General features: G+C 63.8%; 17 protein-coding genes and 1 pseudogene. 14 read left to right on the forward strand and 4 right to left on the reverse strand.

Going from position 1 to position 18,523, the window contains the following annotated elements; all coding sequences use genetic code 11:
- Positions 1 to 191: pseudogene (locus GNZ12_RS44615) on the reverse strand (regulator); the annotation flags it as partial.
- 139 nt (positions 192 to 330) lie between these two features.
- On the opposite strand from GNZ12_RS44615, the gene GNZ12_RS31085 reads away from it, so the two are divergent.
- The 11 genes from GNZ12_RS31085 to ftsB all read left to right on the forward strand — a co-directional run bounded on the left by GNZ12_RS31085 (position 331) and on the right by ftsB (position 13,734).
- Positions 331 to 576 (forward strand): hypothetical protein, encoded by a 246-nt coding sequence (locus GNZ12_RS31085; RefSeq protein WP_172315951.1) that lies wholly within the window; start codon positions 331 to 333, stop codon positions 574 to 576.
- Positions 577 to 802: 226 nt separating this feature from the next.
- A complete protein-coding gene (locus GNZ12_RS31090) occupies positions 803 to 1,894 on the forward strand; it encodes an acyltransferase family protein (protein WP_328806090.1) in 1,092 nt (363 codons plus the stop codon).
- A 295-nt stretch (positions 1,895 to 2,189) separates the two neighbouring features.
- Positions 2,190 to 3,443, forward strand: coding sequence for a lipoprotein-releasing ABC transporter permease subunit (locus GNZ12_RS31095; protein WP_172315953.1), 1,254 nt, complete (start codon positions 2,190 to 2,192; stop codon positions 3,441 to 3,443).
- Positions 3,436 to 4,179 carry a lipoprotein-releasing ABC transporter ATP-binding protein LolD gene (gene lolD, locus GNZ12_RS31100; protein WP_172315954.1) on the forward strand — a complete coding sequence of 248 codons (744 nt, stop codon included), beginning with the start codon at positions 3,436 to 3,438 and terminating at the stop codon, positions 4,177 to 4,179. The genes GNZ12_RS31095 and lolD overlap by 8 nt, the downstream gene beginning before the upstream one ends.
- A 47-nt stretch (positions 4,180 to 4,226) precedes the next feature.
- Positions 4,227 to 5,015, forward strand: a complete 789-nt coding sequence (locus GNZ12_RS31105) for a TatD family hydrolase (protein WP_172315955.1) — start codon at positions 4,227 to 4,229, stop codon at positions 5,013 to 5,015.
- A 121-nt stretch (positions 5,016 to 5,136) separates the two neighbouring features.
- Positions 5,137 to 7,989, forward strand: a complete 2,853-nt coding sequence (locus GNZ12_RS31110; RefSeq protein ID WP_172315956.1) for a DNA internalization-related competence protein ComEC/Rec2 — start codon at positions 5,137 to 5,139, stop codon at positions 7,987 to 7,989.
- A 107-nt stretch (positions 7,990 to 8,096) separates the two neighbouring features.
- Positions 8,097 to 8,900, forward strand: coding sequence for an alpha/beta fold hydrolase (locus GNZ12_RS31115; RefSeq protein ID WP_172315957.1), 804 nt, complete (start codon positions 8,097 to 8,099; stop codon positions 8,898 to 8,900).
- A gap of 244 nt (positions 8,901 to 9,144) precedes the next feature.
- On the forward strand, positions 9,145 to 10,812 hold the full coding sequence (locus tag GNZ12_RS31120; RefSeq protein ID WP_172315958.1) for a CTP synthase: 1,668 nt from the start codon (positions 9,145 to 9,147) through the stop codon (positions 10,810 to 10,812).
- A complete protein-coding gene (gene kdsA / locus GNZ12_RS31125; protein WP_074282942.1) occupies positions 10,809 to 11,663 on the forward strand; it encodes a 3-deoxy-8-phosphooctulonate synthase in 855 nt (284 codons plus the stop codon). The genes GNZ12_RS31120 and kdsA overlap by 4 nt, the downstream gene beginning before the upstream one ends.
- A 245-nt stretch (positions 11,664 to 11,908) precedes the next feature.
- The gene (gene eno, locus GNZ12_RS31130; RefSeq protein WP_054038196.1) at positions 11,909 to 13,192 is read left to right on the forward strand and encodes a phosphopyruvate hydratase; all 1,284 of its coding nucleotides are present in this window, start codon (positions 11,909 to 11,911) and stop codon (positions 13,190 to 13,192) included.
- A 107-nt stretch (positions 13,193 to 13,299) separates the two neighbouring features.
- Positions 13,300 to 13,734, forward strand: a complete 435-nt coding sequence (ftsB, locus tag GNZ12_RS31135; protein WP_172315959.1) for a cell division protein FtsB — start codon at positions 13,300 to 13,302, stop codon at positions 13,732 to 13,734.
- A 178-nt stretch (positions 13,735 to 13,912) separates the two neighbouring features.
- Here ftsB and GNZ12_RS31140 read toward each other — a convergent pair whose 3' ends face one another.
- From GNZ12_RS31140 to GNZ12_RS31150, 3 genes are all read right to left on the reverse strand, one after another.
- Complete coding sequence (locus GNZ12_RS31140; RefSeq protein ID WP_172315960.1) at positions 13,913 to 14,299, reverse strand: hypothetical protein; 387 nt, start codon at positions 14,297 to 14,299, stop codon at positions 13,913 to 13,915.
- Between the two features lie 165 nt (positions 14,300 to 14,464).
- Positions 14,465 to 15,415, reverse strand: coding sequence for an Hsp33 family molecular chaperone HslO (gene hslO / locus GNZ12_RS31145; RefSeq protein WP_172315961.1), 951 nt, complete (start codon positions 15,413 to 15,415; stop codon positions 14,465 to 14,467).
- Positions 15,416 to 15,478: 63 nt separating this feature from the next.
- Positions 15,479 to 16,003, reverse strand: a complete 525-nt coding sequence (locus GNZ12_RS31150; protein WP_172315962.1) for a gamma carbonic anhydrase family protein — start codon at positions 16,001 to 16,003, stop codon at positions 15,479 to 15,481.
- A gap of 310 nt (positions 16,004 to 16,313) precedes the next feature.
- Between GNZ12_RS31150 and GNZ12_RS31155 the strand changes: the two genes are divergently transcribed.
- The 3 genes from GNZ12_RS31155 to GNZ12_RS31165 form a co-directional block, all read left to right on the forward strand.
- A complete protein-coding gene (locus GNZ12_RS31155; RefSeq protein WP_172315963.1) occupies positions 16,314 to 17,234 on the forward strand; it encodes a ferritin-like domain-containing protein in 921 nt (306 codons plus the stop codon).
- Positions 17,235 to 17,319: 85 nt separating this feature from the next.
- Complete coding sequence (locus GNZ12_RS31160) at positions 17,320 to 18,204, forward strand: alpha/beta fold hydrolase (RefSeq protein WP_172315964.1); 885 nt, start codon at positions 17,320 to 17,322, stop codon at positions 18,202 to 18,204.
- 102 nt (positions 18,205 to 18,306) lie between these two features.
- Positions 18,307 to 18,523, forward strand: a 217-nt coding sequence (locus tag GNZ12_RS31165; protein WP_172315965.1) for a PHP domain-containing protein, incomplete at its 3' end; no start/stop codon positions are given.

Consider the following 18,523-nt stretch of genomic DNA (forward strand, 5'->3'; position numbering starts at 1 on the left):
ACCCAGCGCTCGTGCGGCAGCGTGCGTTGAAAATCTTCGCCGACCACCCGTTCGACCAGCGTCGCGCGGGCGATCAGCCGGTCAAGGGCCGGACTCTGGATGTCGTGCAGGGCGGTGGAGGCGTCCGCTGCGGCGGGCAGCGCAAAGGGCAGGAGAAGATGAAGACGGTTGGCGTGCATGATGCTGCGCATTGTAGGGCAAAGAGTGCGAGTATTCCGACCATCAGCTCCCCGCTTGACGAACCGCGGCAGCGACGCTTGCGCTCGCCGCCCTGCGGACGTTGCAGCAGCCGCGCGCGGCGGCACCGCGCACATGACGATGGAGACCCGCATGTCGCGTGAACTCAAAACCGAGCAGGAACTGCTTGAACTGGTCGTCAAGGCCCTCGATGCGAACCCGGCGACCACCGGATGGATTCCGACCGGCTTCCACGAAACGGTCGACGATGAGGACGGCTGCAATTGGGACATCACCCACCTGCACCGCGACCGGAAGGACGCGGACGTGCGCGATGCCGCCAACAGCGAGGCGGCGCGCATCATCAACGAACTGCGCAGCCGTTACAACCTGCGTTAGCCGATGCGGCGGCCGGCGCTTAGCTGGCGTTTCATTCCGAGCGCTCCGGGCGCGGCGCGGAGCGCCGGGCAGGCGGCTTCATGTCGGCCGCGAATCCGTACGAGAAAATTTTTCTACGCCTGACGAACCAGGATCTTTGTGAGGTTTTGGAATTCCATTAGAATTCCGCCGCCACGCGATTCACCGCGAATAATGATTACAAAACAAAAACAGACCAATAAAAGAGATCCACTCTTCAGATCTTGCTGTATCGGGGCATTTACTCAACTTCGACGTTTTACGTTTGCTGTTTGCGGTCTTCGTTATTTTCTCGCACAGCTTTGCCTTATTGGGTTTTGCTGACCCGGTTCAGGCGCTCGTGCGCACGACCACGCCCGGCGGCCTCGGCGTCGACGGTTTCTTTCTCATCAGCGGTTATCTGATTACGCGCAGTTGGGTGAATGATCCCTCGGCCGGGCGTTTTCTCGCCCGTCGCATGCTGCGTCTTTATCCGGGCTTTATCGTCGCGTCGCTGGTTTCGGTGTCGATCGTGGGTCCACTCGGCGCCGAAGCGTCCCAGTATTTCCGGGATCTCGATCTGGGCGGCTTCCTGCGCGGACTTCTGCTTCTGCATGGCCCGCAGACGCCGCGCGTGTTTGCCGGTACCCCGGTCGAGACCGTGAACGGCGCCATGTGGACGATTTCGTTCGAATTTCGCTGCTATCTGGTGGCGATGTTGTGCGGCTGCATCGGCTTGTTCAGCCGCCGGCGCATTTTCCTGGTCATCGCGCTGCTGGTCGGCGCCGCGATCTGCTATGCGGTGCCGGATAGCGGTCCGACCGATTCGCAGCACCCGTTGTTCGGGCTCAAGGCACTGCGCGTGTCCGATTCCATGGCGTGGTTCGCGGCGCTGTTCCTGACTGGAAGCTGTTTTTTTCTGTTCCGCGAACGCATCCGCTATACGCTAATGGGCTGGGTGGTGGCCTTCGCCGTGCTGGCCTGGTCGCTGTTCTATCCGGAGTGGCTGCGCCCGGGCGTGCTGTTGGCCGGCGCCTACGTGGTGTTCGGCGTGGCCGCGATGCCCGCGCTGCGGCGCGTTCGCAGCGGCGGCTACGTCGATCTGTCGTACGGGCTGTATCTGTATGGCTGGCCGGTGCAGAAGCTGCTGAACTGGTACTGGCCGAAAGTGACGCCGTGGTCGATGTTCTGCGTGACGATGACTCTGTGCACGGGGCTTGCATGGCTGAGTTGGCACCTCGTCGAGCAACCTGCGTTGCGGCTGAAGCCCGGCGCGGCGAAGCGGCTGCGTTTCAGGACCGCGACGGCGGATATGGCCTGATCCGGCGTCGCCGGCTTGTCTGCCTGAGGCCCGCTCCACACAGCCATTGCGCGAGTCCGCGGCATTGTATGGCAAACTTCGCGCTTGATTGGTGGCCGCAGCGGGGGTGGCAGCCGCGGCCGCAGGCGTTGGGTCAGCAGCGGCCCGGGGTGGCACGCATTGCTACGCCGCCGTGCGCCGTACCGGAACCATCTGCTCCGCCGCGACACCAATGATTACGACGCTCGGGCCGCACGGCAGGCGCTTCGCGCTGTCGTGTGCAGCAGAAAGCCGAAGAACGCAGAAAAGGATTCGCTTGAAATTTCCCTACGAATGGCAGATTGGCTGGCGCTACACCCGCGCCGGCAAACGTACGACCGGTAACGGCTTCATTTCCTTCATTGCGCTCGTGTCGATGTCGGGCATCGCACTCGGTGTCGCGGCGCTGATCGTCGTGTTGTCCGTGATGAACGGTTTCCAGAAAGAGGTGCGTGACCGGATGCTGTCGGTGCTGGCGCACGTCGAAATCTTTTCGCCGACCGGGTCGATGCCCGACTGGCAGTTGACCGCCAAGGAAGCCCGCCAGAACAAGGAAGTGATCGGCGCGGCGCCGTATGTCGACGCGCAGGCGCTGCTCACGCGCCAGGACGCTGTAAGCGGCGTGGCGCTGCGCGGCGTCGAGCCGTCGCTTGAGCCTGAGGTTTCCGACATCGGCAAGGAAATGAAGGGCGGCAAGCTGACCGACCTCGTGCCGGGCGACTTCGGCATTGTGCTGGGCGCGGACCTCGCCACCAATCTCGGTGTAACGGTCAATGACAAGATCACGCTGGTCGCGCCTGAAGGCACGATCACGCCCGCCGGCATGCTGCCGCGGCTGAAGCAGTTCACCGTGGTGGGCATCTTCGAGTCGGGGCATTACGAATACGACAGCACGCTCGCGCTGATCAACATCAAGGATGCCGAGGCGCTGTTCCGGCTATCCGCGCCGACCGGCGTGCGGTTGCGCCTGACGGACATGCAGCGGGCGCCGGAGGTCGCGCATCAGCTGGCGCGCAGCTTGTCCGGCGATTTGTATATCCGCGACTGGACCCAGCAGAACAAGACCTGGTTCTCGGCGGTACAGATCGAAAAACGCATGATGTTCATCATCCTCACGCTGATTATCGCGGTGGCGGCGTTCAATCTGGTGTCGTCGCTGGTGATGACGGTGACCAACAAGCAGGCTGACATCGCGATTCTGCGCACGCTCGGCGCCCAGCCCGGCTCCATCATGAAGATATTCGTGGTGCAGGGCGTGACCATCGGCTTTATCGGCACGGCGACCGGCGTCGCGCTCGGCTGCCTGATCGCGTGGAGCATCCCGTGGCTCGTGCCGATGATCGAGCATCTGCTCGGCGTGCAATTCCTGCCGCCGTCCGTGTATTTCATCAGCGAACTGCCGTCCGAACTGATTCCCGCCGACGTGGCGCGGATCGGCATCATCGCGTTTGCGATGTCGGCGCTGGCGACCCTTTATCCGAGCTGGCGTGGTGCGAAAGTCCGTCCTGCGGAGGCACTGCGCTATGAATGACCGTTCCACTAGCGTATCCATGGCCCCTGAAGACACCGCGCTGCATCCCTATGTGCTCGAGGCGACCGGCATTTCGAAGGCGTTCGTGCAGGGCGGCCTCAATGTGCAGGTCCTCAACAACGCGCAACTGAGTGTCCGGCGCGGCGAAAAGCTCGCGATCGTCGGTGCGTCGGGTTCCGGCAAGAGCACGCTGCTGCATGTGCTCGGCGGCCTCGACGATCCGAGCGCGGGCCATGTCTCGGTGATGGGCAAGCCATTTACGAAGCTCTCCGAGCGCGAGCGCAACGACCTGCGCAATCGCGCACTCGGTTTCGTGTATCAGTTCCACCATCTGCTGCCGGAATTCACCGCGCTCGACAATGTCGCGATGCCGCTGCGGATTCGCCGCATGACGACCGAAGCGGCGCGGCGCGAAGCGCTCGCGGTGCTGGAGCGCGTCGGCATGGGGCATCGGGCGAAGCATCGTCCGGGCGAACTGTCGGGCGGCGAGCGTCAACGTGTCGCGATCGCGCGGGCGTTGGTGACGAAGCCCGCCTGCGTGCTCGCTGACGAACCCACCGGCAATCTGGACGGCGGCACTGCCGACACTGTGTTCAACCTGATGCTCGAATTGTCGCAAACGTTCGACACCAGCTTCGTGATCGTCACGCACGATCCGGAACTGGCCGGACGCTGCGACCGGATCATGCGGTTGCGCGACGGGGTATTGCACGAAGAGCCGCCCGTGCCGGTTTAATCACCGCGCGGAACCCAAGCGATGCTCTGCCGCTAGCGAGGCGCGCCATGTGGATCGATACGCACTGTCATCTCGATGCTTCGGAATTCAACGCCGACCGCGATGAAGTTGCCCATGCGGCGCGTCAGGCAGGTGTCGGGCGTATCGTGATTCCCGCGATCGGCCGCGAGAACTTCGCGGCGGTGCGTGAACTCGCGCACCGTATCGACGGCGGCGCGTATGCACTCGGCATCCATCCGCTCTTTACGCCGGGCGCAGAGGAGCGCGATCTCGAACTGCTGCGCATGGAAATCGAGGCGAGTCTCGACGATCCGCTATTCGTCGGCATCGGCGAGATCGGCCTCGATTATTTCGTCGAAGGTCTCGACGATGCACGCCAGCAGTTCTTCTATAACGGTCAACTTCAACTGGCGCGCGAATTCGATCTGCCGGTGATTTGCCACGTGCGCAAATCGCAGGATCAGGTGATCAAAGGACTGCGGCGGCATCAGATTCATCGCGGCATCGCCCACGCTTTCAACGGCAGTTTCCAGCAGGCTCAGGCGTATATCGACCAGGGCATGCATCTCGGTTTCGGCGGCAATCTGACTTTCGAGCGGGCGCGGCAAATCCGGCGGCTGGCGGAGCAATTGCCGTTCGACGCGCTGGTCGTCGAGACCGATGCGCCGGACATCCCCCCTTCCTGGATATACAAGCAGCGCAACTCGCCGGAGCAGATTCCAGACATCGGCGCGGCCCTTGCGCAACTGCGTGGCATGACCGCAGCCGAAGCCGCCCTAGGCACAACGGCTAACGCGCTCGCCGCGTTGCCGCGGCTCGCACTTTCCTCTGCATAATTGAACACGCTGGTTTGAGTGGTTCGCGCCGGGCGGAACACACGCCCGGCGGGCTTTCTTACGCCTGCTCGTTGTGTGTTGCGCCGTCCGGCAATGGCTGGGTGGAAGGGGCGGAGGACGGATGCGGGCATGGTGGTGCGGGTTTGCGTTGGGGGTGGTCTGGCTGCAGCGGCAGGCGGCGTTGCCGGATGGGCGTGGCTGGTGGGTGCTGGTGTCGCTTGGGTGCATTGCGATTCTTGTGGCGGCGTGGGGATTGCGCCACGGCGCTTCGGGCGAGGGGTGTAACGGCGCTTCGGGCGAAGGCTGTGGCGGCGCTTCGAGCGAAGGGTGTGGCGGCGTTTCGGGCGAAGGGGGTAACGACGCCTCAAGCAAAGGGCGCAGCGGTACTTCGGGCGGGTTGTGCCGGAGTGCTTCTGTCATCGCGGACGCGCCCGCGGCAGTTGCACGTTCGCGCATCTGCCGCGTCGTGTTCAGCGCACGCGTGCGCTCACGCATCGGCTGGAGCGCGGTGTGGATTTCAGCCTTTTGTGTGGGCTTTGGCTATGCCGCATGGCGCGCGGAAACCCGGCTCGCGGTGAGCTTGCCGGGCGCCTGGGAAGGCCGCGATATCGACGTCGTCGGCAGTATCAAGGGTCTGCCTTCACGCGACGCAAAGGGCGCGCGTTTCCTGTTCAATGTCGAGTCGGTCGAGGCGCCGATCGCCGCCTTTCCGCGCGTGATCCAGCTGTCATGGATTGCCGAAGATGCACCTGCGCCGTTACTCGAACCGGGCGAGCGCTGGCGTCTGACTGTGCGGATCAAACGCCCGCATGGCAATGCAAACTTCGGCGTGCGCGATGCCGAAGCCGGCTTGCTGGCGCGAAATGTCCGCGCCACCGGCTATGTCAGCGCACCGGCTCATGCTGTGCCTTTGCCGGGCAGCGCGCGTGGCGTAAGCGTGACGGTCGATCGCTGGCGCGCCGCGCTGCGTGCGCGAATCGACACCGTGCTCGCCGACGCGCCGCACCGGGGGATCGTGGTGGCGCTCGCGATCGGCGCGCAGGACGAAGTCAGTGCGGCCGACTGGCTGCTGATGCGCGGCACGGGCACCAGCCATCTGGTGGCGATTTCGGGCTTGCATATTGGCTTTGCCGCGGGCCTCGCGGCGTGGCTCGCCGGTGCGGTGTGGCGGCGCTCGGGGTTCATCGGTCGCAACTGGCCGTTGTTGCTGCCCGCGCAGGTCGTCGCGGTGGCGGGTGGCGCGCTGTTCGCCGGGTTGCATGCGGCGTTGGCCGGTTTCAACGTGCCAGCGCAGCGCGCGCTGTGGATGGCGTGTGTCGTGGCGCTCGCGTTTATCAGTGGGCGTAACGTCGCGCGATCGGTGGTGCTGGCGTGGGCGTTGGGGTTGGTGCTGCTGATCGATCCGTGGGCGGTGGTAGCGGCGGGATTCTGGCTGTCGTTCTGTGCGGTGGCGGCGATTCTGTTCGCTATGTCGGGACGGCCCCGCGTGCAGGATCATGAGCAGCGTCGCGACGAAGAGGGCGAGGGCGGCGTGACACCGACAAGGCTCTCGCGCCTCGCGGCCGGCCTGTGCCGCCGCGTTCGCGCTTTCGGTGAGCGCCTGCGCGGCGCCGCGCATGTGCAGTTCGCGGTGACCGTCGCGCTTGCGCCGCTCACCGTCTACTGGTTCGCGCAGATTCCGTTGGTCGGCCCGCTCGCGAACGCTTTCGCGATTCCGTGGGTGAGTCTGCTGGTGACGCCGGCGGTATTGGCGGGCGTCGCGTTGCCCGCACCCCTCGATGCCTACGCCTTTCGCGCCGCGCACGCCTTGCTCGACCTGCTGGCCACGGGCTTGCAGATGCTGTCCGGGCCGGCATGGACGCTCTGGCGATTGCCGCAGCCGGACGCGTGGGCGCTCGCCGCGGCGGCGGTCGGCGTTCTCTGGTGTCTGGCGCCGCGTGGCTGGCCGCTGCGCTGGGTCGCACCGCTCACGTGGCTGCCGCTGCTGATGCCGGCACCGTCCGGGCCCCCGCATGGCAGCTTCCGTCTGACGGCGCTGGATATCGGTCAAGGCACCTCGGTGCTGGTCGAAACCGCGCATCACACGCTGCTGTTCGATACCGGGCCGGGGCTGGAGTCGACGCATGCGGGCGAACGGGTTGTCGTGCCGTTTTTGCAGGCACACGGCATAGCGACGCTCGATACGCTGATCATCAGCCACGCCGACTCCGACCACTCGGGCGGCGCGCCGACTGTACTGGACGCGATCGAGGTGCGTCAGATGGTGGCGGCATTGGCGCCAGCGAATCCGCTGTGGTCGAACGCAAGGCAACGCGGTGCGGATACGCTGCCCTGTGCGGCGGGCCAGCGCTGGCAGTGGGACGGCGTCGAGTTCGCGATGTTCTGGCCGGATGCCGGGCCACTGCAAGGCAAACCCAATGCGCATTGCTGCGTGTTGCGGGTGAGTACATTACCTGCTGATGCGAGCCTGTCGCTTCCGGAGAACAGGGCGGTTGCAGAGAGCATGCCGGGCGGAAATGTTAAACCGACGCCCTTGCGCATGGCCGCCTTGCTGACGGCGGACATCGAAGCGCCGGTCGAACGCATCCTGCTCGCGCGCGATCGCGACGCGTTGCGCGCCCAGGTGCTGGTCGTGCCGCATCATGGGAGCAAGACCTCGTCGACCGAGCCGTTCCTCGATTCTATCGACCCGCTCGTTGCGCTATTTCAGGTAGGCTATCGCAACCGATTTCATCATCCGAACGCGGGTGTGTTCGAGCGTTACGGGGCGCGGCACATCGAGCTTGCACGTAGCGATGCGGACGGCGCGGTGCGGGTCGACGTCAACCCGGCTTTCAGCCTGGATTTCGGCCCGAACATCGGGCGCGAGGGCGGCCCCGGAGTGAGCGCGGGAGCCGGCCCGGGCCTGAACGGCGCCGCACTGACGCTCGAGCGCTATCGCGACACGCAGCGCCGCTACTGGATGGATCGCTGATGGAGTGCCGGCCATACAGACAGAACAAATGCGCCGCTGGGCCCGGAGCCTGCACGGCAAGCCAGGACCTGGGCCCGCGCGCTAAAACAGAACGGAGATTGCCGCAGTTGAAAAACATCATCCACTTCTCGCACGCGAACGGTTTCCCTGCGTCGACGTACCGGACGATCTTCGCTGAGCTCGCCGACGACTATGAACTGCGCTCCATCGAGCGCATCGGTCACGACGCGCGTTATCCGGTCACGCAGGACTGGCCGCATCTGGTCGAGCAGCTGCTCGACGACGTCGGCCGGTCATATGAGCAGCCGGTGTGGCTGGTCGGCCATTCACTGGGTGGCTATCTGTCGCTGATGGCCGCGCTGAAAAAACCACAATGGGTGAGGGGCGTGGTGATGCTCGATTCGCCTGTCATTGCCGGTTGGCGCAGCAGCATGCTGCGGGTGTCGCAATGGACCGGACTCGACGAGCGCCTGTCGCCCGCGGCTGCCACCCGCTCGCGCCGCACGCAGTGGGCGAGCCGCGACGAGGCGTGGCGGCATTTCCACTCGAAGCCGGCGTTCGCGCGCTGGGACGAGCGCATGCTGTCCGACTACATCGACTTCGGCATCCCGCAGAGCTCGCCCGATGGCGCCCGGTCGCTCGCTTTCGACCGGCGCACCGAGTATCAGATCTATAAGACCTTGCCGCATACGCTTGGGCCCCGCCTCGCGCGCGGCGCGCCGGTGCCGGTCGGGTTCATCGCCGGCACGCATTCAAAGGAGGTGCGCCAGGCGGGTCTGGACGCCACGCGCCGCGCGGCGAGCGGCCATGTGGAATGGATCGAAGGCAGCCATCTGTATCCGATGGAAAAACCGCTCGAAACCGCACGCGCGGTGCAGCGGATGTTGCGCGAACTGGAGCGGCGGACTTAAGGCCGTGCGCTGCGCGGCGCGCGAGTTCACTGGCGCGGCGGTCTGCCTATAAAAGGCGCTGCGGCGGCAGTGGTGGCGGCGCGGTCCTCTAATAGGGTTGGGCGCCGCTGCGAAAAAACGGTGCATGATCGGCGCACGGCGATTGCCGCCGCCGTAGCATCGGCACGTACAGATGCCGCTCGGATTTTGCTGGGTTGAGACCCTGCTTTACGGTATAATCCGTTTTTCCCGCGAGCATCCAGCGATGACCAAATATGTTTTCGTCACCGGCGGCGTAGTATCTTCCCTCGGCAAGGGTATTGCCGCCGCTTCCCTCGCCGCGATCCTCGAATCGCGCGGTCTTAAAGTCACCCTCCTCAAGCTCGATCCCTACATCAACGTCGACCCCGGCACGATGAGCCCGTTTCAACACGGCGAAGTGTTCGTGACGGAAGATGGAGCGGAGACTGACCTCGACCTCGGCCACTATGAGCGCTTCATCAGCACGAAGATGCGCAAGGCCAACAACTTCACCACGGGCCAGATTTACGAATCGGTGATCCGCAAGGAACGCCGCGGCGATTATCTCGGCAAGACGGTGCAGGTCATCCCGCACATCACCAACGAAATCCAGGCGTTCATCGAACGCGGCGCGGCTTCCGCGACGTGCGGTGAGCCGGATGTCGCCATCGTCGAAGTGGGCGGCACCGTGGGCGACATCGAATCGCTGCCGTTCCTCGAGGCTGCGCGTCAGATGAGCCTGCGCATGGGCCGCAACAGCGCGTGCTTCGTGCACCTCACGCTGGTGCCCTGGGTCGCCACCGCAGGCGAGCTGAAAACCAAGCCTACCCAGCACAGCGTGCAGAAACTGCGTGAAATCGGTATCTCGCCGCACGTGCTGCTGTGCCGCGCCGACCGCCGCATTCCGGACGACGAACGCGCGAAGATCTCGATGTTCTCGAACGTGCCGGAAGACGCGGTGATTTCCGTGTGGGACGCCGACAGCATCTACAAGATTCCGCAGATGCTGCACGACCAGGGTCTGGACGCGATCATCTGCGAAGAGCTTAAACTCACGCCGAAGCCGGCCGATCTGTCGATGTGGTCAAGTCTCGTCGAAAAGCTCGAGCATCCGAAGCACGAAGTCACGATCGGCATGGTCGGCAAGTATGTCGATCTGACCGAGTCGTACAAGTCGCTGATCGAAGCGCTGCGCCATGCGTCGATGCACACGGCGACCCGCGTCAACATCGAGTACATCGATTCGGAAGAGATCGAGACGCAAGGCGTCGAGAGCCTCAAGCATCTGGATGCCGTGCTCGTGCCGGGTGGCTTCGGCCGTCGCGGTACTGAAGGCAAGATCGCCGCGATTCGTTATGCACGCGAAGCGAAGGTGCCGTATCTCGGCATCTGCCTCGGTATGCAACTGGCCGTGATCGAATTCGCCCGCGACGTGGTCGGCCTGAAGAACGCGAACAGCACCGAGTTCGATCAGGAAACCGAGAACCGCGTGGTCGCGCTGATCACCGAGTGGTACGACCGCGAAGGGAAGGTCGAGAAGCGCACCGAAGAATCGGATCTGGGCGGTACGATGCGCCTCGGTTCGCAGCGTTGCCCGATCAAGCCCGGCACAATGGCCGAAGAGATCTATGGCAAGGACGTGAACGAACGCCATCGTCACCGTTATGAGGTCAATAACCGTTTCGTGCCCCAGCTCGAAGCCGGTGGCCTTATCATCAGCGCCCGTACCCCGAGTGAAGATCTGCCGGAAATGATGGAATTGCCGCGCAGCATGCACCCGTGGTTCGTCGGTGTGCAATTCCACCCGGAATTCACGTCCACGCCGCGTGACGGCCATCCGCTGTTCAAGTCGTTCGTCGAAGCGGCGCTCGCCCATCATCAAGAACTGGCGGGCGTCGAGGAGAAAGCATGAAACTGGGCGATTTCGAAATCGGGCTCGACAAGCCGTTTTTCCTGATCGCTGGCACCTGTGTCGTTGAATCGGAACAGATGACGATCGACACAGCGGGCCGGCTGAAGGAAATCTGCGCGAAGCTGAACATTCCGTTCATCTACAAATCGTCGTACGACAAGGCCAACCGCAGCAGCGGCAAGTCGTTCCGCGGTCTGGGCATGGACGAAGGTTTGCGCATCCTGTCGGAAGTGAAGCGCCAGCTCGGCTTGCCGGTGCTGACCGACGTGCACGCCGAGCACGAAATCGAACAGGTCGCATCGGTGGTCGACGTCCTGCAAACGCCCGCGTTCCTGTGCCGTCAAACAGACTTCATCCACGCTTGCGCGCGTTCGGGCAAACCGGTCAACATCAAGAAAGGCCAGTTTCTCGCACCGCACGACATGAAGAACGTGATCGACAAGGCGCGTGATGCGGCGCGTGAAGCGGGTCTCTCGGAAGACCGCTTCATGGCGTGCGAACGCGGCGTGTCGTTCGGCTATAACAACCTTGTGTCGGACATGCGATCGCTTGCGATCATGCGCGAAACCAACGCGCCGGTCGTGTTCGACGCCACCCACTCGGTGCAGTTGCCGGGCGGGCAGGGCACGAGCTCGGGCGGTCAGCGCGAATTCGTGCCGGTGCTGGCGCGTGCCGCGGTTGCCGTCGGTGTGTCGGGTCTCTTCATGGAAACCCATCCGAATCCTGCGCAAGCCAAGTCGGACGGCCCGAACGCGGTGCCGTTGCATCGCATGGCCGATCTGCTCGAAACGCTTGTTACGCTCGATCAGGCCGTCAAGCGCGCGCCGTTCCTCGAAAGCGATTTCAACTGATTCAGGTGTTCGCGGCGTGTCATGAATGGCCAGCATAATCGGCTCAGTCGACACGCGGCGAATGCACGCAATGGTCGTCGAAAGCATCGGGGCGCATGCAGTTTGCTGGGGAGACCGGTGCTCTGCATGGGACCGGAGCGCGCTGCGTGGGCCCGGAGTAAGTGCTGAAGCACTAACTCCGGATCGACACAGGTGCCCGGTGCAGTTTCACAGTAGAGAATTCAACGTCATTTCTTGAGGAAACCATGAGTGCTATCGTAGATATCATCGGTCGAGAGATTCTCGATTCGCGAGGCAACCCCACCGTCGAATGCGACGTGCTGCTCGAGTCGGGCACGATGGGCCGCGCTGCGGTGCCGTCAGGTGCGTCGACGGGCTCGCGCGAAGCGATCGAGCTGCGCGACGGCGAAGCCGGCCGTTACGGCGGCAAGGGCGTGCTGAAGGCTGTCGAGCACATCAACACCGAAATCTCCGAAGCGATCATGGGCCTCGACGCTTCCGAGCAGGCCTTCCTCGACAAGACCCTGCTGGAACTCGACGGCACCGACAACAAGTCGCGCCTTGGCGCGAACGCGATGCTGGCCGTCTCGATGGCCGTCGCGAAGGCCGCTGCTGAAGAAGCCGGCCTGCCGCTGTACCGCTACTTCGGCGGCTCGGGCGCAATGCAACTGCCGGTGCCGATGATGAACATCGTCAACGGTGGCGCGCACGCGAACAACAGCCTGGACATCCAGGAATTCATGATCGTGCCGGTCAGCCAGCCGACCTTCCGTGAAGCACTGCGCTGCGGCGCTGAAGTGTTCCACGCGTTGAAGAAGATCCTGAGCGACCGTGGCATGAGCACGGCCGTGGGCGACGAAGGCGGTTTCGCGCCGAACTTCGGCAGCAACGACGAATGCCTGTCGACCATCCTGCAAGCCATCGAGAAGGCAGGCTACCGCGCCGGTGAAGACGTGCTGCTGGCACTCGACTGCGCAGCGAGCGAGTTCTACCACGACGGCAAGTACCAGTTGGCGGGCGAAGGCCTGCAACTGTCGTCGACGGAATTCGCCGACTACCTGGCGAACCTGGCCGACAAGTTCCCGATCGTCTCGATCGAAGACGGCATGCACGAAAGCGACTGGGCCGGCTGGAAGATCCTGACCGACAAGCTCGGCAAGAAGGTGCAACTGGTGGGCGACGACCTGTTCGTCACCAACACGCGCATCCTGAAGGAAGGCATCGAGAAGGGCATCGCCAACTCGATCCTGATCAAGATCAACCAGATCGGTACGCTGACGGAAACCTTCGCGGCGATCGAAATGGCGAAGCGCGCCGGCTACACGGCTGTGATCTCGCACCGCTCGGGCGAAACCGAAGATTCGACGATTGCGGATATCGCGGTCGGCCTGAACGCCGGTCAGATCAAGACGGGTTCGCTGTCGCGTTCGGACCGCATCTCGAAGTACAACCAGTTGCTGCGTATCGAAGAAGACCTCGGCGATATCGCCAGCTACCCGGGCAAGTCGGCGTTCTACAATCTGCGCTAATGGCTTGTTTGCTAGCGCCGACCGATGAGCCGGTTATCCTTCGTTTCTGATTGACCCCGCCGCCCTGCGTATAGCGCAGGGCGGCGCGTATTTATTGTGCTTACTTCATGCGGCTTGTCACTGCTGTCCTGATCGTTCTGCTGGCGCTGATCCAGTACCCGCTCTGGTGGGGGCACGGCGGTTGGTTGCGCGTGCACGAGTTGCAGCAGCAACTGGCGCAGCAACTTCAGAAGAACACTGATTCGAAGCTGCGCAACGAGCGTATTCAGGGCGAAGTCCAGGATCTGCAGAGCGGTACGGCCGCGGTGGAAGAGCGGGCGCGTTACGAAATGGGCATGGTGAAGGACGGCGAAGTGTTCGTGCAGTTCGTCTCGCCGAACGCACCGTTGCCGAATACGAACACGCCTTCGGTGACTACGTCTACGCGCGGTGAGGTGTCGGCTGCGCCGCTTCATGTGGTGCCGAATCCGGAGTCGCGCGCGAAGCCGGATCGCAAGCATGGCGGGAAGGCTGCGGTCAAAGACAAGAAGACCACGCACTGAGGGTAATCAGGCTGGCTAAGCTCGCAGACGAATGCAAAACAAAACGCAGCGGCGAACGTAAAAGCTCGTACGAAGACGAAAAAAGGCGCGGTGAGAACCGCGCCTTTTTCTTTGGTCGTGCGATGCCTACATCTTTGCCGTATCGCTATGTCTACTGTCCGGAAGTGCCCGCTTCGGCTTACCAGCCCCAGTACGGCGAGTAGCCTACGCCGACACCCGTACCCCAACCGTGGCCCCAACCGCCACCGTAATAACTGCCGTACACGCTGACAGGCGGCGAGTAGTAGCGCGAATATGCCTGAGCCGCGTTCTCGGCGGCAATGGCCTGATTCTGATCCGACAACACCTGACGGTCGATCGCATCGTAGCGCTCGCGTTCTTCAGGCGTGAGAGGACGGGCGGTGCTGGCCATGCCCGACTGGTCGGCTGGCAGGCGGCTATAAATCGGCGATGGGCCCGGTGGGTCCATCACGCAGCCCGTCAGCGCAGCGCTACCGGCGACGACTGCCAGGACGGTGAACGTGCGCATGCAATGCTTCAATGACAATGAAGTAGGGATGTTCATTTTGATCTCCATCGGTCGGACGCCTAAGCAAACCATACGCAGCGCACCCCGCCAACGATCCAACGCAATGATCGACGATAACGCGCCGCCCGAACCCTGAGAAGGCAGCAGGCGGCGCGTCATTGACTGCCGTACACCGGTGCGACAAGCCACCGCCTGGCTGCTTCAGTGCCGCTGCTCGGCCGCCGGCGTCACGCCTTCTGAGAGCGCATGGGCGACAAAAAGTTGCGCCACGTCGACCGGATCGAATTCGTATCGTTGGTTACAGAATTCGCAATGAATCTCGACGTGACCACGCTCTTCGATCACACCGTCCACTTCCTCGCGGCCCAGCATCTTCAGCATCGCGCCGACTTTTTCGCGCGAACAGCTGCATTCGAAGCGCGTCATGGCCGGTTCGAAATGCTGCACGTTCTCCTGCCAGAACAGGCGGCGGAAAATCGTTGCCGGTTCTTCCTTCAGCAGCTCGTCTTGCGACATTGTGCCGCCGAGCGTGCAGACGCGCTCCCACGTGTCCGCGTCCAGATCGCCCGGATGAGGGACGATGCCGCCGTCGCCCGGCAGCTTTTGCAGCAGCATGCCGACCGCGCGCTCGGTGTTCGCCGCGAGCCACAGGCGCGTGTCGAGCTGCTCCGAGTGATGCATGTAGTGCTCGAGCACTTCGGACATCGACTTGAGCGGGCCGTCCACACCCGACAGAGGCACGATACTTTGATACGGTTGCTGGCCGGGCTGCTTGTCGCGCGGGTCGAGCGTGATCACGCAACGGCCGTGGCCGCTCGCGTTGACCAGCTCGATCATGGTCGTGTCGTCGCCGATCGTATTACCCGCTTCGCCGGAGAGCTTGGCGGTGGCGCGCATCGACAGGTCGGAGCTGCACTGCACCACCAGCATCTTGGCCGGGCCGTCCCCGAAAATCTGCATGACGAGCGTGCCGTCGAACTTGAGGTTCGCCGAAAGCAGCGCGCACGCGGCCATCATCTCGCCCAGAATCGTCCGCACGGGCGCGGGATAGTCCCGGCGCGTCAGCACTTCCTGCCACGTATTGCGCAGCGAAACGATCTCGCCGCGCACCGGCGCCGCGCTGAACATGAATTTTTGCAACTGGTCGCTCACAACTTTTCCTCGGTCGAATGACGCAGCCTGATGCCGCGCCGTGCGCGCCGCGCGCCCGGCTGATTAGCCGATACGCACGAGCTGCGCCTTGAAATATTCGCGGCGCTCGGCATAGCTTGCCGTGCCGCGCTGCATATTGGCGATATCCGTCTCGGTCAGTTCGCGCACCACTTTGGCGGGCGCGCCGAGAATCAGCGAATTGTCGGGAAACACTTTGCCTTCGGTGACGATGGCACCCGCTCCGACCAGACAGTTGCGGCCGATCACCGCACCATTCAAGACCACGGCCTGAATTCCGATCAGCGAGCCTTCCTTGATCGTGCAGCCGTGCAGCATGACCTGGTGGCCAATCGTCACATTCGGCTCGATCGTCAGCGGGAAGCCCGGGTCGGTGTGCAGCACGGCGTTTTCCTGGACGTTGCTGCCCGCACCGAGCGTGATCGGCTCGTTGTCGCCGCGAAGCGTCGCACCGAACCAGACGCTCGAATTTTCCTCGAGCGTGACATTGCCGATAATGTTCGCCGAATCCGCGACGAACACGCTTTCGTGGATGGTCGGGGCTGCTGTGCCAAGCTTGTAAATTGTCACGGTGTCTCCTCTTGATCGGTCGCTACGCGCTGCGCGCGCTGGCTGGGGCTGCGATGGGTCTGCAAAATGGGGCTCGAAGCGGGGCCGCAAAACAGGCGTGCAAAACGTCCGAAACCGCCCCGACGGCCGCTTTGTCCTGCCGGCCCCGCGCACCAGGCACGCGAGATGGTCGAATCGAGTATTGTAAACGGTTGTGTGGTTTGGCCGCTTGGCGACGCCGCAAGCCGTCCAACGCTCAGCCGTGGCGAGCGCCGCGCCTCCCGTTTTACCTGTTGCCGTTCCTGCCGTTCCCTTAGCTAACCTGGTTGCCATGATTTCCGCTCGTCCGTCTGTTTCGCCAGCTCCGCCGATATCTAATCCGGATGGTGGTTCGGATCGCGCGAATTGCGCGCGCCGCTCAGCGCTGGCCGCATTGCGCGAAATCGACCCGGCAACCAAGGCAGCCGCGGCCCGCGCGTTATATGCCGCATCGCTAGACGGCAGCCTCGCCTGTCCCGCGGACCTCGAACTCGCCGAGCCGCCGGACCTGCCGGGCCGTCCCGCACGCCCCGAACTGGTCGATCCGCGCAAACTGAAGCGCCGCAGCATGCAATCGCCCGAAGGGCGCGCCGTCTTGCTGCACGCGCTGGCGCACATCGAGTTCAACGCCATCAATCTCGCGCTCGACGCCGTCTGGCGTTTTGCCGGCATGCCCGCCGCGTTCTACACCGACTGGCTCAAAGTCGCCGCCGAAGAGGCGCATCACTTCTCGCTGCTGACCGCGCGGCTTGCGGAATTCGGCTATGTCTACGGCGATTTTCCCGCACACGACGGCCTCTGGGATATGTGCGAGCGCACCCGTGGCGACGTGCTGGCGCGCATGGCGCTGGTGCCGCGCACCCTCGAAGCGCGCGGCCTCGACGCCTCGCCGCCGATCCGCGCCCGCCTGCAGCAGGCGGGCGACCAGGCGTCCGCGGCGATTCTCGACGTGATCCTGCGCGACGAAATCGGCCATGTGCTGATCGGCAACCACTGGTTCCGCCATCTGTGTGACGCGGGCGGCCTCGATCCGCATGCCACCTACACGCGCCTCGCCGAGCAGTATCACGCACCGAAATTACGCGGTCCGTTCAATTTCGAGGCGCGTCGCGACGCCGGTTTCGACGAAGCTGAACTGGCCGCGCTGGTCGCCCTGGCTGGCCTCGACGCTGAGCAGGCGGCCCCGTCGGCCCCTGCGGGCATTAGCGACTGAAACCTTCTTCCATAGCCTGACCCCACGCATCGCCCGGCTATCTCGTTATAATCGAACGATCATTCTTTTTTCGGGCGCGCTGTTCATGAATACCTCCAAGTCTGAATTCATTTCCGTGCGCGGCATCCGTCTGCACGCGCGGCGCTGGGGCAATCCGGATGCGCCGACGCTGTTCATGCTGCACGGCTGGATGGATGTGGCGGCGTCGTTCCAGTTCGTCGTCGACGCATTGGGCGGCGACTGGCAGGTGATTGCGCCCGATATGCGCGGCTTCGGCCTGTCGGACTGGCCGGTCGCCGAGCGCGGCGGCGGCAATTACTGGATCCAGGACTACCTCGCCGATCTCGACGCGCTGCTCGACCACTATGCGCCGACCGGCGAAGTCAATCTGGTCGGCCACAGCATGGGCGCGAACATCGTCTGTCTGTATGCAGGCGTGCGGCCGGAACGGGTGCGGCGCGTGGTCGATCTGGAAGGCTTCGGTCTCGCGCCGTCGCACTCGGCACAAGCACCGAAGCGTCTTCGCAACTGGCTCGACGAGTTGCGCGATCCGCCGCAGTTGAAGCGTTATGCGACGCTGGATGACGTCGCCGGGCGCCTGATCAAGACCAACCCGCGACTCGCCCCGCAGCGCGCGCAGTTCCTCGCGCAGCATTGGTCCAAGCCGGACGGCGAAGGGCGCTTCATGCTGCTCGCCGATCCGGCGCACAAACTGCGAGGGCCGACGCTGTACCGTCTCGACGAAGTGATGGCCGTGTGGCGCAAGGCCACCGCCAAAGTGCTGCACGTCGAGGCCGCTAACTCGCCCACGCTCGCGCACATCGCCGGCGAGATTCCGCTCGACGAATTCAAGGCGCGTTTCCAGGCTTTCCCGAACTGGCGCGAGAAGAGCATCGACGAAGCGGGGCACATGGTGCACCACGACCAGCCGGAGCAGGTGGCCGCGTTGATCGAGGGCTTTTGCGCCTAGATCTTGCAAAAAGGTTTCGATGCGAGGTCCGGTCTGCGAGATAGCTCGACGGTCACTTACTGCGTTGCAGTAAAATGAGTGCAGAACTTTCTCAAGACAAAGATGAACGCCGACCTCCATTGTCATTCCACCGTTTCCGACGGCCAGTTCGCGCCGGCCGATGTCGCGCGCCGCGCGCACGCGGGCGGCGTGACGCTGTGGGCGTTGACCGACCACGACGAACTGGGCGGCCAGCACGAAGCGCGCAGCACCGCTGAGGCGCTTGGCATGGGCTACCTGAGCGGCGTGGAGATCTCGGTGACATGGGCTTCGCGCACGG

It is taken from the genome of Paraburkholderia solitsugae (assembly GCF_013177695.1).
GTDB lineage: Bacteria > Pseudomonadota > Gammaproteobacteria > Burkholderiales > Burkholderiaceae > Paraburkholderia > Paraburkholderia solitsugae.